10 protein-coding genes are annotated in these 15860 nt (G+C 71.8%); 2 read left to right on the top strand and 8 right to left on the bottom strand.

Annotated features, from left to right (window positions below; translation table 11 throughout):
* Positions 1-41: 41 nt before the first annotated feature.
* The gene (locus P1P70_RS26340; RefSeq protein ID WP_319241915.1) at positions 42-557 is read right to left on the bottom strand and encodes a hypothetical protein; all 516 of its coding nucleotides are present in this window, start codon (positions 555-557) and stop codon (positions 42-44) included.
* Between the two features lie 189 nt (positions 558-746).
* A complete protein-coding gene (locus tag P1P70_RS26335; RefSeq protein WP_319241914.1) occupies positions 747-1163 on the bottom strand; it encodes a hypothetical protein in 417 nt (138 codons plus the stop codon).
* Positions 1164-1487: 324 nt separating this feature from the next.
* On the opposite strand from P1P70_RS26335, the gene P1P70_RS26330 reads away from it, so the two are divergent.
* Entirely contained in the window at positions 1488-2234 is a 747-nt protein-coding gene (locus P1P70_RS26330) for a DUF4232 domain-containing protein (protein WP_319241912.1), read from the top strand.
* 31 nt (positions 2235-2265) lie between these two features.
* On the opposite strand, the gene P1P70_RS26325 is transcribed toward P1P70_RS26330, so the two are convergent.
* From P1P70_RS26325 to P1P70_RS26300, 6 genes are all read right to left on the bottom strand, one after another.
* Positions 2266-3201, bottom strand: a complete 936-nt coding sequence (locus tag P1P70_RS26325; RefSeq protein ID WP_319241910.1) for a sensor histidine kinase — start codon at positions 3199-3201, stop codon at positions 2266-2268.
* Positions 3198-3557 (bottom strand): STAS domain-containing protein, encoded by a 360-nt coding sequence (locus P1P70_RS26320; RefSeq protein WP_319241908.1) that lies wholly within the window; start codon positions 3555-3557, stop codon positions 3198-3200. The genes P1P70_RS26325 and P1P70_RS26320 overlap by 4 nt, the downstream gene beginning before the upstream one ends.
* A 141-nt stretch (positions 3558-3698) precedes the next feature.
* Entirely contained in the window at positions 3699-4220 is a 522-nt protein-coding gene (locus P1P70_RS26315; protein ID WP_413471548.1) for an ATP-binding protein, read from the bottom strand.
* A gap of 126 nt (positions 4221-4346) precedes the next feature.
* A complete protein-coding gene (locus P1P70_RS26310; protein WP_319241906.1) occupies positions 4347-6818 on the bottom strand; it encodes a SpoIIE family protein phosphatase in 2472 nt (823 codons plus the stop codon).
* Positions 6819-6894: 76 nt separating this feature from the next.
* Positions 6895-11163 (bottom strand): HAMP domain-containing protein, encoded by a 4269-nt coding sequence (locus P1P70_RS26305; protein ID WP_319241904.1) that lies wholly within the window; start codon positions 11161-11163, stop codon positions 6895-6897.
* A gap of 292 nt (positions 11164-11455) precedes the next feature.
* The gene (locus P1P70_RS26300; RefSeq protein WP_319241902.1) at positions 11456-14455 is read right to left on the bottom strand and encodes a BTAD domain-containing putative transcriptional regulator; all 3000 of its coding nucleotides are present in this window, start codon (positions 14453-14455) and stop codon (positions 11456-11458) included.
* Positions 14456-14649: 194 nt separating this feature from the next.
* On the opposite strand from P1P70_RS26300, the gene P1P70_RS26295 reads away from it, so the two are divergent.
* Positions 14650-15846, top strand: coding sequence for a serine hydrolase domain-containing protein (locus P1P70_RS26295; RefSeq protein ID WP_319241900.1), 1197 nt, complete (start codon positions 14650-14652; stop codon positions 15844-15846).
* The last annotated feature ends 14 nt before the right edge of the window (positions 15847-15860 follow it).

The following is a 15860-nucleotide window of genomic DNA, read 5'->3' as shown; positions in this document are numbered from 1 at the left end:
TTAAGGAACAGCACCCCTCCTCCGCCGCACCGGGGCGCCCGTCACCGGAGGCTGCCTGTCAGGGTGTCGTCCTGCCAGGCCGCCAGCCGGTCGGCGAGCGGGGCGGTGCCGTCGAGGACGTGCCGGGAGAACGCGTCTCGTTCGTGGGCGATGACAGCGGCTTCCCAGACGCAGGGGGCGAGGCCCGCGCGCCCCGGGCGGAGCTGGTCGGGCCTTCCGGCCGGGCCGGTGAAGACCGCCAGGTCGGACATGTGGCCCTCGATCCAGGTGTGGACCAGGACGTAGTCACCGTCGCCGCCGGCGTGCACGATCAGGGCGGCAAGCCCCAGGGACCCGCGTACGCGCCCGAGTTCGAGGTGCGCCGCCGCGATCCGCAGGGCCACGGTGACGTCCTGTTCGGTGACGCTGCGGCCGGGCGCCTCCACCGAGTACACCTTGACCAGGTGACCGCCCGCCTCCCGCGTGCCCAGCGGACGTACGGTGCGTCCGTGATGCAGGCGGGAGAGGTCGAGCAGCGCCGCCGGGTCCACGGCTGCCGGGAGTTCGTGATCGCTCATGTGCCCATCATGCGGTGCCGACGGCCCAACAGGGACGCGGGGGCCGGGAGATGAGCTCCGTGCCGTCACGCGGCCCCGCCCGTCGAGCGGGTTGTTCCGACTGAGCCGATCACGCCGACCGCTCCGGTCCTCCGCCTACACCGGTCGCTCCCGCTACTCCCGCCATTCCGGCTACACCCGCTACTCCGGCTACTCCGGCTGGGTCACCGTCAGCGCCCAGCGGATCTCCTCCGACGACGCGTCCACCCCGATGGTGAAGGAGCCCTTGCGGACCACACCGGCGGGCATGGTCACCGAGCCGACCCCGGCGGCTCCCGCCGGGCAGTCGACCGAGAACGCGGCGACCTCCGTCTCCTGCGATCTCATCGTCACCCGCACCTCACCGCCGCCCTCGCAGGCCACCGTGAGGACGGTCGGCAGCTTGTCCCAGGCGCCACCCGACGCCACCCCGCCGTCGCCGATCTGTTCCTCCACCCACACCAGGCCCTCCGGGCCGGGGTGGGGCAGCAGGGGGTCTCCGGCCGCGGCGGCGGACCCCACACCGGAACCCGCCAGCACACAGACCGTCAGCGCCGTCACGGCCAGGGCTTCCCTCGTTCGGTTCACGTCCACTCCCTCACTCATCTGTCATGGACGCCACAGTCTGCCCGGGTGATCGCCACCGGGCCTGAGTACGCGTACTCAGAAACGATCAGGCCCGCCAGATCGGCCGAAACCCGTCCTGCCACCGGACGGTCCGCTCCTGGGGTGCGTCTCGTCGCAGGCTTCGAAAGGTCCTCGTCAGAGCCGCCGTCCGGGCTGTACGTGTCGTGGCGCGGTCACAGTGTCACAGTGCTGTCCTCGGACGGTTCCCTCTCGGTGCGAGTGGGTGGAGGAAGCGCTCCCATGAGGCACGATCACCCGGACGTTCACACTCTCGGGGGGTTCCTCATGATTCACACGGTTCGTTCGCGTCGTATCACCGCCGTACTCGCCGCCTGCTCGCTCGGCATCGTGGCACTGACCGCGTGCGGGGGCGACACGGACAAGGGCAAGGCCTCACCGAGAACGTCGGCGAGCCCCTCCAGAGCGGCTTCGGACGACGCCGTCGACGCGTCCGCGACGGCCCAACCGGGCGGCGAGGGCGGCGAGGGCGGCGCCTCCTCCGACAGTGACGGCAGCACCCCGCCGTCGAAGTCGGGATCCGGTAAGACCGGGACGGGTAAGACCGGCGCCGGGAAGTCCGGATCCGGCACATCCGGTTCCGAAGGGTCCGGGACGGACGACGACCAGGACGGCGGCGTGGGCATGTGCGAGACGACCGACCTGAACTACGACGTCACCGTCGCGTCCAAGGAGGCCAACCACGCCTTGCTGACCGCGACCAACAACAGCGGCGACCCCTGCCTGCTGTCCGCGAACGACCTGGTCATCACGATCCCGGAGCTCGACGGCGCCGCGGAGCACCGCGGACCCACCGTCGACGACTGGCTCCTGAACCCTGGCGACCGCGCCTACGCCGGGATCCTTTTCGCGGGCCCCGGCACAGAGGGCGGCAAGACCGCCGACCAGGTCGAGATCGCGCTCACGGCCGCCGAGAGCCCGGCGACGGTGACGATCGCCGACGGCCCCGTCACGGTCAACGACGGAGCGGTCACCAGCTTCCTCGGAACGGCCGAGGACGCGCTGAGCTACTGACCCCGCGCGGTTCGCGAGATGGGCGGCGCGGTCAGAGGTCCAGATAGAAGCGGATGGTGGTGCCGTCCTCGCTGGTGTGGAAGCGCACGAGGTCGGCGACGTAGTGGACGAGCATCAGGCCGCGGCCGCCCAACTGGTCGCGCGCCGGGGGCTTGCGGCCGGCGAGGGGATCGGTCAGGCGCCCTCGGTCCTGGACCTCACAGACGACCTGCGGCCCCTCGGCCCAGACCCGCACGGTGCCCGATCCTCCGCCGTGCACCACACTGTTGGTGGTCAGTTCCGCCACCGCCAGCGTCAGATCCTGCACCCGGTCACCGGCCAGGCCCAACTGCCGGGCCTCCTGGACCGCGAAGGAACGGGCCGACGGGAGTGCGTCCGCGTCGAACGAGAGGCAGGCCGCTCCTGGTGGATGGGCGAGCGGCTGGTTGTAGTGGGCGACGGCGCGCGCGGGATCGTAGGCCTCGCTGGCCAGTTCGACGCCGGCGTCGATGACGACAGGATGGGTGACATAGGCGTCGGCGAGCGTCTCCGGGGCGAGGGCGTCCGCGTCGTAGGGGCACAGGATCGTCACGTCCCGGCCCTGGAAGGCCGCGTTGATGAGTGCCTCGTGCTGGACGCAGGCCGGGTACTCCACGGCCGAGCGGTCGGCCCAGATCGGTTCGCCGATGATCCTGACCCGGCCGGCCGGGTGGGCGTCGGCGAAGGCGCGCAGCACCCCGGGGATGATCCGTCCCGGGTTGCGGCCCGCCCTGGTCATGTCGAGGAACTCGACCTCGGCGGCGTGCGCGCCCATCGCGGCCCTGATCAGTTCCAGGTTGGGGCCCGGAACGGCGACCGCGACCGCCTCGCCGGCGGACAGTCCCGCCAGCAGGAACGGCACCGTGCCCTCCGTGTACTGCTCCTTGCCCCGGTAGAACAGCGCCGGGTGCACGAAGGGTTCGAGTTCACTGCTCGTGGCCGTACTCATCGCCCCGCCACCTCGATCATCGAAAGGCCGGGCCAGAACATGTCCAGGATCCGCTCCAGCTCCGGCGGTGGACGGTCCACGACGATCCGGCCCGTGTGCAGTCGCTGCGCGGTGACCGCCAGCGCCGCCGCACCGCCCACATCGATGGACATCAGGTCGGACAGCTCCACGAAGGAGATGTCCGTGTGGGCGTCCGCCAGTTCCTCCAGAGCGTGTTCCCAGAAAGAGCGGGTGATCACGTTGATCTCTCCAGCGGCTCGGATTCCCGGGCGGCCCGGCAGAGAGCGGATCTCCAGCGCGGTGCCCGCGTACGACCGTGCCGGCCCCGGCTCGTGCACGTCATGGGAGACATCCACGTTCCCTCCCCCTGCTTCCCATGTGCCGCTGTTCGATCCCATGTGCCGCTGTTCGGCGCTCTCCGACCCCCCGCTCACCGTCCCTACGCAACGGCGGGCAGCAGACACGCCATCGTATAGCCGCCGGTGCGCCGGAGCCGCTCAGTCGGTGTCCGGGCGGTCGGTTCCCGACTGGTCAGTGCCCGGCCCGTCAGCGGCCGGCCGACCGGTGTCCGGCCGGTCGGTGCTTGGCGGCCGGTCGGTGCCTGCCGGACGGCCGGTGCTCGCCGGACGGAAGCACGCCGACACCGTCTTGCCGTGCCGCTGGCACCTCATCTCCAGTGTGTCGGCCAGCATCCGTACGATTCCCACGCCCCGGCCGGAGGTCTCCCCCGGCTCGGGGATGCGTTGGCGCGGCAGTGTCGGGTCCTCGTCGTGCACGCTCACGTGCAGACAGTCGCCGTCCCAGGTGAGGATCAGGTGCGCGTCGCTCTGCGCGTGGATGTGCGCGTTGGTGAGGAGTTCGGACACCGCCAGGACGACGGCGTCCACCGTCTCGGGCTCGTCCGCGGTCCAGGGGAGGGACTCCAACTGCCTTCGTGTCCAACGCCGCCCGGCGTGTACACCTCCCGACACGGGAAACGAATGCGCCCAGCCCTTCGCCTTGACGCCCGTCGCTCCGATGCCTGTCCTGTTGCTCGTCACCGACTTCCCCGTTCTCCCGTCCGACGCCGACTCGTACCACTCCGTGTGCCCGCCGAGCGCCCCCGCAGACCTTCCGACGCCCGACGGCCGCGCGGATTCGGGTGATCAGCTCGGCGCTACCTGCGCCACGCGGACGCCCACGAGACAGGTGTCGTCGTCCGTGTCGGACCTGCTGTAGGTGAGGAGCCGGTCCAACTGCTGGTCGAGGGTGGGCGGCACGGTGCGGGCGGCGGTGAGCAGTTGGGCCAGGGACTCCTCCACGGAACGGTCACGGCGTTCGATCAGACCGTCGGTGTACATGAGGAGGGTGTCGTCGACCGCCAGTTGGAGTTCGTGTTCCTCGTACGTCGCCTCGGGCAGGGCGCCGAGCAGCAGGCCCTTGATCAGGGGGAGTGGAGTCGCCTCGGCCGCGCGTACCAGCACCGGTGGCAGATGCCCCGCCCTGGCCCAGCGCAGTGTGTGGCGATGGGGGTCGTAGAGGCCGCAGACGGCCGTGGCCGTCACGGATCCGGTGAGGTGGTGGGCCACCATGTTGAGCCACGCCAGCAGCTGGCCCGGTCCGGCGCCGGTCACGGCGAGACCGCGCAGGGCGTTGCGCAGGACGACCATGCTGGTGGCCGCCTCTATGCCGTGGCCCGCGACGTCCCCCACGCACAGCAGCACCAGTCCGGAGGGCAGCACGACCGCGTCGTACCAGTCGCCGCCCACCAGATGCTGGGTCTCGGCGGGCCGGTAGCGGACGGCCACGCGCAGTCCGGGGGCCTCCAGGGGGGCCTGGGCCGGTGGCATGATCGCGTGCTGGAGCTGGAGGGTGAGCCGGTCGCGCTCGCTCGCCTGCTGTTCCGAGTGGGCGAGTTGGTCGCGGGTGGCGGCGAGGGCCACCTCCGTCCAGTGGTGGGCGGAGATGTCCTGGTAGGCCCCCCGGACGACGAAGAGCCGGCCGTCGGAGTCGAGGACGGGCTCGGCCACCACACGGATGTGCCGGGTGACGCCGTCGGGCCGCTGGAGTCGGAAGGCCGCGGACGCGGAGCGACGGTGGTGCAGCAGGGTGCGCAGGAACCGCCCGATGGCGACGGCGTCGTCGGGGTGGGCATGGGCGGGCAGGTCCTCCAGCGGGACGGGGCCGCTGATGGCGGGCTTGCCGTAGAGGCTGTAGAGCTGGCCGTTCCAGGTGATCTCCCCGGTGACGAGGTTCTCCTCGAACCCGCCGATGCGGCCGAGGCGTTGGGCGTGCTGCAGCAGGCTCGCCAGCCGCGCGGTCTCGTCCTCTATGCGCCAGATGAGCAGGACGCTGCCGCCGTGCCGGGTGACGTTGATGTCGGCGACCGCCGCCAGCGGGACGTCCTCCACGAGGGAGGTGAGCCGCATGCGGCGGGCGCGGAACGGCTCGCCGGTGGCGTAGACACGTTCGACCTGCTCGTACAGTTCGCCCTCGCCGGCGGCCATGGGATACGTCTCCAGGAGCAGGGCTCCGTTGACGACGCCCCGGGGTCGGCCGGCCGGGTCGAGGAACCGGCTGTTGACGTGGTGGATACGGAAGTCGACCAGTTCCCCGTCGGCGTCCAGGTGCGGGACGAGCACCAGCGCCGGGTCGTGGAGCCCGTCGGCGAGGTCCATCAGTTCGGCGACGTCGGGCAGGGTCCCGGGCCGCGCGTCGACGTCGCCGTGGGGCGGCGTGAGGGTCCCCAGCGTGTGGGCGCACAGCTCGGCAAGGGCCTCGACCTGGCGGACGATCTGCGGGGGCTGGGCCTCCAGCGGTGTGGGCCAGACGATCTCCAGCACGCCGTGGATGCGGCCGCCGGTGCCCGCGGGGACGGCGACCCGGCCGCCGTCGGGACGGTGGTGCCGGCCGATGGAGGGCAGGCCTGTCTGCGACAGGCTGCCGATCCACTGGCCGGCCCGGTCCCCGAGTCCGCGGCGGGCGACGGTGACCACGCCCGGCGGGACGTACCGCCAGCGTGTCGACTCGGCGGCCGAGAAGCCGGCGCTGCCGGCCAGGGTGAGGGAGCCGTCGGCGCCCAGCGCCCAGATGGCCACGGCTTCGGCGCCGAGCGGGGCCAGGGCGTGTTCCAGGAGGGAGTCGGCCACGGCCTGGGCGTCGTGGGCGGCCAGGGCGGCGCTCTCGGCGGTCCGCAGCCGTACGGCGAGGGAACCGCCGCCCGGTGCGTCGTCGGTGTCGTCGCGGCTCGCGGTGGTCGCGAGGAGGGCCGTGGTCGTCTCGGAGAGCCGGTCGCGCGCGGCCTGGTTGATGACCTCGACGGCGAACTCCAGGGGTGTCACGCCCGCTTGTTCGGTCAGTTCGGCGAGTTGCAGGGCGGCCTGGGCCGGCCCGCACCCGAGCCGCTCGACGAGGATGCCCTTGGCCAGTTCGATCACGGCACGGCCGTCCGCCTCAGCGTGGGCAGCCTGCACCTCACGGCGCAGCCGCTCCACGGTCGCGACGAGCCTGCCGACGGGCGACGACTGCCCCTTCGTGTCCACACCGGTCCCGCGCTCGGCGGGCGGGGTCTCCGCCGACGGCTCATCGGACGCAGCGACGTCGGGCTGCGGCTCGGCCGACTGCTGGGGTTTGCTCACGGTTGACCTGTTCCTCGGCTCGGGCGTCCCGGGACGCCACGCGATGGGCTGGTGCGCGCGGCGGTGTGACGCCCCGTCATACGGCCAGCCAGCGTCGGACGCGGCCGATGAGGTCCCCCGTGTCGACCGGCTTGGTGACGTAGTCGTTCGCGCCCGACGCCAGGCTCTTCTCCTGGTCGCCGGGCATGGCCTTCGCGGTGACGGCGATGATGGGCAGGTCGGCGTACTGGGGCATCGCCCGGATCTCCGAGGTGGCGGTGTAGCCGTCCATCTCGGGCATCATCACGTCCATCAGGACCAGCGAGACGTCCGGGTGGGCGAGCAGCATCTCGATGCCCCGGCGGCCGTTGTCGGCGTGCAGGACGTGGAAGCCGTGGAGTTCCAACATGCCGCTGAGCGCGAAGAGATTGCGGGCGTCGTCGTCGACCACGAGGACCTTGCGGCCGCGGAAAGCGCCGTCGACGACCTGCTCGGCCGGCCGCTGGGTCTCCTCGGCGCGCACCAGGGACAGTACGTCCCCCGGCTCCTCTGCGGACAGGTGCAGGGTGATGCGTTCGCGCAGTTCGTCCAGGCTGGAGAGGAAGTCGAGCGGGCGGCCGTCCGCGCGGGAGCGCAGTGCCTGCTCGTGCGCCAGGTCCACCCGGTGGCCGGTGTGCACGAGGACGGGCACGCTGGCCAGCGCCGAGTCGCCCTCCATGGCCTGCAGCAGACGCGCGCCCTCGTCGTCGGGCATGGCGAGTTCGAGGACGACGCAGTGGCAGGGTTCGGCGGCCAGGGTGCTCGCGGCCTCCTGCGCTCCGACGGCGGTGATGATGTCGATGGCGCCGAGGGGGTCGCCGTCGGACGCGAGGTCCGCGACGGCGCGTTCGGCGACGAGGGTCAGCAGTCCGCGGGGCCGGTCCTCGACGACCAGCAGTCGGCGTCGGCGCTGCTCTGGCACCGCGGCGGACGCGACCTCCGGCCGGGCCGCCGACGGGAGTTCACGGCCGGTGGTGTCCGGGTGCTCCGTCGGTCGGCCGTCGCCGTCGAGCAGTTCCTCGAAGTCGTCGCGTGCCACGGGCAGGTAGAGGGTGAAGGTGCTGCCCTGTCCGGGTGTGCTGTCGACGGTGACGGCGCCGCCGAGGAGGTGGGCGATCTCCCGGGTGATGGACAGGCCGAGGCCGGTGCCGCCGTACTTGCGGCTGGTGGTGCCGTCCGCCTGCTGGAACGCCCCGAAGATCGTCTCCAACTGCTGCTGGGGGATGCCGATGCCGGTGTCCTCGACCCGGAACGCCACAATGGGGCCGCCGCGCAGGACCCCCACGGGTACCTCGCGGTCCAGGGCGGGTTCGATGCGCAGACTGACGCCGCCCTCCTCGGTGAACTTCACCGCGTTCGACAGCAGGTTGCGCAGGATCTGCCGCAGCCGGGAGTCGTCGGTGAGCAGGTCGGCGGGCGTGCCCGGTGCGGTGGCCACCGTGAAGTCCAGGTTCTTCTGCGACGTCATCGGGCGGAACGTGGCCTCGACGTACTCCAGGAGCTTGCGCAGCGGGACCCGCTCGGGGGCGACGTCCATCTTGCCCGCCTCGACCTTCGACAGGTCGAGGATGTCGTTGATCAGTTGCAGCAGGTCCGAGCCCGCCGAGTGGATGATGCCCGCGTACTCGACCTGCTTGGGCGTGAGGTTGCGTGAGGGGTTCTGGGCGAGCAACTGGGCAAGGATCAGCAGGCTGTTGAGCGGGGTGCGCAGTTCGTGGCTCATGTTCGCCAGGAACTCCGACTTGTACTTGGAGGCCAGGGCCAGCTGCTGGGCGCGGGTCTCCAGCTCCTGCCGGGCCTGTTCGATCTCCAGGTTCTTGGCCTCGATGTCGCTGTTCTGCGAGGCCAGCAGAGAAGCCTTCTCCTCCAGTTCGGCGTTGGAGCGCTGCAGTTCGTCCTGCTGGACCTGCAACTCCTCGGACCGTGCCTGGAGTTCGGCGGTCAGCCGCTGGGACTCGCCCAGCAGTTCGTCGGTGCGGGCGTTGGCCACGATGGTGTTGAGGTTGACGCCGATGGTCGGCATCAGCTGACTGAGGAAGTCCTGGTGGATCTGGGTGAAGGGGGTGACGGAGCCCAGCTCGATGACGCCGAGGACCTGGTCCTCCACCACGATGGGCAGCACCACCAGGGCGCTGGGCACGGCCTGTCCGAGTCCGGAGGAGATGGTCACATAGCCCGGCGGCAGTTCCTCGACGCTGATGGGACGGCGGTTGCGCGCCGCCTGGCCGACCAGGGAGCGGCCGACGGGGATGCGCTCGGGCCGGTCGGTGTCGTCGGGGTAGCCGTAGGAGCCCACCAGCCGCAGCTCGGGGCCGCGTTCGGTGTCCTCGGCGAGGTAGAAGGCGCCGTACTGGGCCGAGGCCAGCGGCGCGAGCTCGTCCATGATGAGTTCGGCGACGACGGGCAGATCGCGGTGGCCCTGCATCAGGCCGGAGATCCGGGCGAGGTTGGTCTTGAGCCAGTCCTGTTCCTGGTTGGCCCGGGTGGTCTCGCGCAGGGACTCCACCATGGAGTTGATGTTGTCCTTGAGGTCGGCGACCTCGCCGGATGCCTCCACGGTGATGGAGCGGGTCAGATCGCCCTCGGCGACGGCGCTGGTGACCTCGGCGATCGCGCGGACCTGCCGGGTGAGGTTGCCGGCCAGTCCGTTGACGTTCTCGGTGAGCCGCTTCCAGGTGCCCTCGACGCCCTCCACCTCGGCCTGTCCGCCGAGCCGGCCCTCGCTGCCGACCTCACGGGCGACGCGGGTGACCTCGGCGGCGAACGACGACAGCTGGTCGACCATCGTGTTGATGGTGGTCTTCAGCTCCAGGATCTCGCCGCGCGCGTCGACGTCGATCTTCTTCGACAGGTCGCCGTTGGCCACCGCCGTCGTGACCAGGGCGATGTTGCGGACCTGGCCGGTGAGGTTGTTGGCCATCGAGTTGACGTTGTCGGTGAGGTCCTTCCAGGTGCCGGCGACGTTCGGCACGTGCGCCTGGCCGCCGAGCCGTCCCTCGGTGCCGACCTCCCGGGCGACGCGGGTGACCTCGTCGGCGAACGCGGAGAGCGTGTCGACCATGGTGTTGATGACGTCCGCGAGGGCCGCGACCTCGCCCTTGGCCTCGACGGTGATCTTCTGGGAGAGGTCGCCGCGCGCGACGGCGGTGGCGACCTGGGCGATCGAGCGGACCTGGCCGGTCAGGTTCGACGCCATCACGTTGACGTTGTCGGTCAGGTCCTTCCAGGTCCCCGACGCGCCCCGGACGATGGCCTGCCCGCCCAGGTTGCCTTCCGTGCCGACCTCGCGGGCGACCCGGGTGACCTCGTCGGCGAAGCCGGACAACTGGTCCACCATCGTGTTGATGGTGTCCTTGAGCTGCAGGATCTCACCACGGGCATCCACGGTGATCTTCTGGGAAAGATCGCCCTGAGCCACCGCCGTGGCCACCTGGGCGATGTTGCGGACCTGGGAGGTGAGGTTGGCCCCCATGAAGTTCACGGAGTCCGTGAGGTCGCGCCAGGTGCCCTTCACACCCTTGACGTCCGCCTGCCCGCCGAGCCGTCCCTCGGTGCCGACCTCGCGGGCGACCCGGGTGACCTCGTCGGCGAACCCGGACAGCTGGTCCACCATCGTGTTGATGGTGTTCTTCAACTCCTGGATCTCACCGCGGGCGTCGACCGTGATCTTCTGCGAGAGATCGCCCTCGGCCACCGCCGTGGTCACCTGGGCGATGTTGCGGACCTGCGAAGTGAGGTTCCCCGCCATGAAGTTGACCGAATCGGTCAGGTCACGCCAGACGCCGCCGACACCGGGCACCTGGGCCTGACCGCCGAGCCGGCCCTCGCTGCCGACCTCCCGGGCGACCCGGGTGACCTCGTCGGCGAACGCGGAGAGCTGGTCGACCATCGTGTTGACGGTCTCCTTCAGCTGAAGGATCTCGCCACGCGCCGGGACATCGATCTTCTGCGACAGGTCGCCCCTGGCGACGGCGGTCGCCACCTGCGCGATGTCGCGCACCTGGGTGGTCAGGTTGCCCGCCATGGCGTTGACCGAGTCGGTGAGATCGGCCCAGGTGCCGGAGACGCCCGGCACCTCGGCCTGACCGCCGAGGGTGCCCTCGGTGCCGACCTCGCGGGCCACCCGGGTGACCTCCGAGGTGAACACGGACAGCTGGTCCACCATGCCGTTGAAGACGGTGGCGATGTCGCCGAGCAGCCCCTCGCCGTCGGACGGCAGCCGGGTGCCGAAGTCGCCGTCCCGTACGGCGGTCAGTCCGGCCAGGAGCTGCCGTAGCTCCTGCTCTCCCGGAGCCCGTTCGACGGTCTCGGTCGTCTTGCCGCTCATGCGCACCCTCGTTCCGCTCCCCTAGAGCCCCCGCGCCGAGGACTCGGAACCCGCGCCGGGCCGTGAAGGGCCCGCTCACCGGCCGGATTTCCGCAGTTCACGGAACGGCCGGATGAGAAAATCCGGTGAAGGTTAACGCAGTTGTCGTCCGACAACCAAAGCCGGTCGCGAAGATCCCGGCCGCCCCGAAAAGATACCGTCCCGGCCGGAATACAAGGCCGTTCGCGGGGCACTCGGAACGGTTTCACGCCGCAGCCCGCCGTGCCGCGAAGGCACCTCTTCGGCAGCTCTTTCAGCTGCTTTCCGACCCGCCGTCCGGCCCGTCCTGGAGCCGCACGGCTCCGCCGGCCGATGCCGTCGTGGACGTCAGGGCGCGCAGGTCCGCGAGGACCGGCGCGTCCGTGCCGTCCAGGACGGACAGCGCGCCGCGCCACCGGGTGAGGGCGGCCGCCTCGTCGCCGAGCGCCCTGAGGACGTGACCGTACTCGTGGTCGGCGAGGCCGCGCCCGTATGAGTCGCCGCGTGCGGCGGCTTCCCGGAGCAGCGTTCCGCACGCCTCCCGGGCGGGGCCGAGGCGGCCGAGTGCCCGCAGGGCCTGGGAGCGACCGAGGCGGGTCTCGCGTTCGGCGTTCCAGTGGGCCGCGCCGGACGCCATGACGTGCAGCGCCTCGTCGAAGCTGCGCAGGGCGTGCTCGGGCTCGCCGAGGACGAGATGGGCGCGGCCCGTGTTGCACAGGGCGACCTGCTCGATCACGGCGCTCCCGGCCTTCCGGGCGAGCCCCCGGCTGCGCCGGTGGTACGTGAGGGCCGAGCGGGGGTCGGTGAGTTCGGCGACGTATCCCTGGTGTCCGACGAGGATCGCCTCCTCGGCGGGTGTCAGGAAGTGGGGACGAGTCGCGAGGCACCGCGCCAGGGTCGCCCGTGCGTCGGCGTCGCGGCCGAGTTCCCGCAACAGCGCGGCCCGGTTGCCCAGGTGGCGCATCCGGGCCACGCCGTCCCCGAGCCGCTCGCTGAGTTCGACGGCTTCGTCCACGAGGAGCAGCGCCCGGCGGACGCGTCCGGCCGAGTAGTGGGCGGAGGCCAGGTGCCCCAGGGCGCGTGCCTCGGCGGCGGTGTCGCCGGTGGACCTGGCGAGGGTGACGGCGTGGCGGGTCAGCCGTTCGAGGTCGGTCGCCCGGCCGCGGTCGTGCAGATAGGGGAACAGGGTGTGGATCAGGTCGAGGGTGCGGGTCGCCCCTGCGGGTCCCTGCCCACCGGAGCCGGCCAGGTGGAGCAGGTTCGCCGCTTCCGTGTCGGCCCAGGCGAGTGCGGCCGCCGCGTCGACGAAGGCGGCGCCGGTCTCCGGCCGTTCGGCGGTACGACGTGGGTGCGGCCGCAGGGTCGCCGTGCACCCGGCGAGACGCCGCTCGTACCAGCGCAGGGCCCGCTCGACGGCGTCGGCGCTCGCGTGCCGTGCCTCCGGCCGGGCGGCGAGTTCGCGGGCGAAGTCGCGGACCAGGTCGTGGGGGACGTGGCGTCCCCAGCCCGTCTCCTGGAGCAGCGCCACCTCCGTCAGCCGGTCCAGGGCGTGTTCGGCACTCCGCTCGGTGCGGCCGGTCGCGGCGGCCATCAGCGGTGCGCCGTACTCGGGCAGGTCCAGCGCGCCGATGAGGACGAGGGCGGCGGCGGCCTCGCCGTCGCGCGGGTCGCCGGAGCCGAGGAGGGCCTCGTGGGCCGCCTCCAGGGAACGGCGGACGCTCAGGTCTTCCAGTTCGAGGTGGTCGAGCCGGTCCTCCTGCCGGGCGAGGCGTTCCACGAGCCGCTGTACCGGGAGCGCGGCGCGGCTCCTCAGGCGGGCACCGCAGACCCGCAGTGCCAGCGGCAGATGGCCGCACAGGGCCGCCAGCCGGGTGACCGACTCGCCGTCGGACGCGGCCCAGGACCGGCCCGAGGCCCGCTCCAGCAGCAGGGCTCCCTCCTGTGGCGAGAGCGGTTCGAGCCGCACGTGCGTGGAGGCTTCCAAGGTGGCCAGCGGCCGTCTGCTGGTCAGCAGCACGGCACAGCCGGCGCCGGCCGGCAGCAGCGGTCGTACCTGGCTCGCCGAGGCGGCGTCGTCGAGGACGAGGAGGGTCCGGGTGGGGGCGAGCGCGGATCGCAGCAGGGCGGATGCGGCCGCCACGTCGTCCGGGATCCGCCGGGCGTCGAGCCCCAGGCCGTGCAGCAGGGTGACGAGGGCATCGGCGGGTGCGAGGGGGGCCGTTCCGGGGGTGGCTCCGCGCAGGTTGAGGTGGAGCCGCCCGTCGGGGAACGCGTGCCGGAGCTGATCCGCGATGTGCAGGGCGAGGCCCGTCTTGCCGACGCCCGGCATTCCGCTGATCACGGCGAGCGCGGTGCGTCCGCGGTCCGACTCCAACTCGGCACGGACCGCGGCGATGTGTGCGGCGCGTCCCACGAAACCGACGGGTGGCGCGGGGAGTTGTTCGGGCCTCGGAGTCTCGCGCACCTGCCGGCTCCCCGGGCCGGCCTGCGGGCCCGGCGGCGGGGAGGCGGGTACGGGCGGTCGGTGAGGTCCGGTGGCCGCGCCGCGCAGCACCTCGTGGTGGGCCTCCTGGAGGGCGGGGCCGGGCTCCACCCCGAGTTCCTCGACGAGGGTGCGGCGCAGGGACCGGAAGAGCGCCAGTGCCTCGGCCTGTCGGCCGGTGCGCCCGAGGACGAGGACCAGCTGGCGGTGCAGGGTCTCCCGAAAAGGGTTTTCCTCGGCGAGGGCGGCGAGTTCGGGGGCAAGACCGTCGGGGCGGCCGAGGCGCAGCAGCGCCTCGAAGCGGCATTCCAGGGCCTGGAGGCGCTGCTCCTGGAGAAGCGGCACGACCGGGTGGCCGACGAGTGCGGGGACGTCGGCGAAGGGTGTGCCGCGCCAGAGCGCGAGCGCGGCGTTCGCCGTGCGTTCGGCCGCCTCCCAGTCACCCCGGTGGTGGGCCTCCTGCGCCCGTCGCACCTGCCCCTCGAACACGTCCCGGTCCGACTCGCCCTCATCAACCCGCAGTTGGAGCCCTCGGGTCATGGTGCGCAGCCGTGTGCCACCGGCGTCGCCCAGGGCGCGCCGCAGTCGGGCGACGTGGTTGTGCAGCGAGGCCGTGGCCGTGGGCGGCGGCTCCTCGCCCCACAGCACCGCCCTCACCGTGTCCACCGGCACGGTCCGGTTGGCCTCCAGCAGCAGTACGGCGAGCAACGCGCGGACCTTGGGACCACGGACGACGACGGTCCGACCGTCGTCGTCGACGACTGTGAGCGACCCGAGTACTGCGAACCTCACCGGCACTCCCCCGCACCGGACGCGGAACACCGGCGCCCGACGTCCTCCGTCGATCGGGACCCCATCCTCGTTCAAGGCCGTGCCGCGATCAACGAGTGCCGTCTCCTCGCCGTTGGCGGCGCGTTGGATCGCTGTTAGGGCTGATCGACACGATGCCTCTCCCGGGTCCCCGAGACGAGAGAGGTCGATACCGGATGTCGACACGCCTGATACGGACGACGCTGGCGAGCCTGACGGCGATCGCGGCGGCGGGTACCGCCCTGTCGGCCACGCCGGCCGCCGCCGCCCCCGGCACCACCGGCCGCACGGTGGCCGCCGCCGGGACACCGGGGGCGGGCCACGACGCGACGCGGGCGGCGATGGAGGCGGCGGTCGCCGCGGGCGTCCCCGGCGTCGTGGCGCGGGTACGCGACCCGCACGGCGTGTGGAAGGGCACGTCGGGCGTCGCCGACCTCACCACGGGCCAGTCGCGCGGCGCCGGCGACAGCTTCCGCACCGGCAGCGTCACCAAGTCGCTCGTGGCGACCGTCATGCTGCAACTCCAGGCGGAAGGCAGGGTCGACCTCGATGCCACGGTCGACCACTACCTGCCCGGCCTGGTACGGGGCAGCGGCCACGACGGGACGAGGATCACGGTGCGTCAGCTCATGAACCACACCAGCGGCATCTTCAACTTCACCGAGGACGCCACGTTCGTGAGGAAGGTGCTGGGCATCGAGTTCCTCACCTCCCGCTACGACGACTGGACTCCGCACCAGGTCATCGCCCTCGCCCTGCGGAACCCGCCCCAGTTCGAGCCCGGCACCTCCTGGAAGTACTCCAACACCAACTACCTCCTGATCGGCCTGATCATCGAGAAGCTGACCGGCAGACCGTACGCCGAGGAGGTCGAGCGACGCGTCACCAGGCCGCTCGGCATGCGCGCGACGTACTTCCCCGGCCGCGACCCGCACGTGCCGGCACCCACCCGGCACTACTCCACCTTCTCGGAGGACCCGGGCAGGACGTACGACGTGACCGAGCTCAACCCCTCCTGGGCCTGGGCGGCCGGAGAGATGATCACCGACTCCGCCGACCTGAACCGCTTCTACACCGCCCTCCTCACCGGCAGACTGCTGCGGCCCGCCCAACTCCGGCAGATGACGAACACGGTCTCGACGGAGGGGAACCTGCCGAGCCAGCGCTACGGCCTGGGGCTCATCGAGTACGAGACGAGCTGCGGCGTCAAGGTCTGGGGCCACTCCGGCGGCATCCACGGTTCCTCGACACAGTCCTTCGGCACCAGGGACGGCCGCCACATGATCACCGTGAACTTCAACGGCGACTGGGTCGGCGGTGGCAAGAAGGTCGTCTCGGCCGAGTTCTGCCCGGCTCCCACCCCGGCGCCGTAGTCCCCCTCCCCGAC

The sequence above is a fragment of the Streptomyces sp. MB09-02B genome (assembly GCF_033794485.1).
GTDB lineage: Bacteria > Actinomycetota > Actinomycetes > Streptomycetales > Streptomycetaceae > Streptomyces.
The sequence above is the reverse complement of the archived record's forward strand: the minus strand, read 5'-3'. Positions and strand labels throughout refer to the sequence as shown.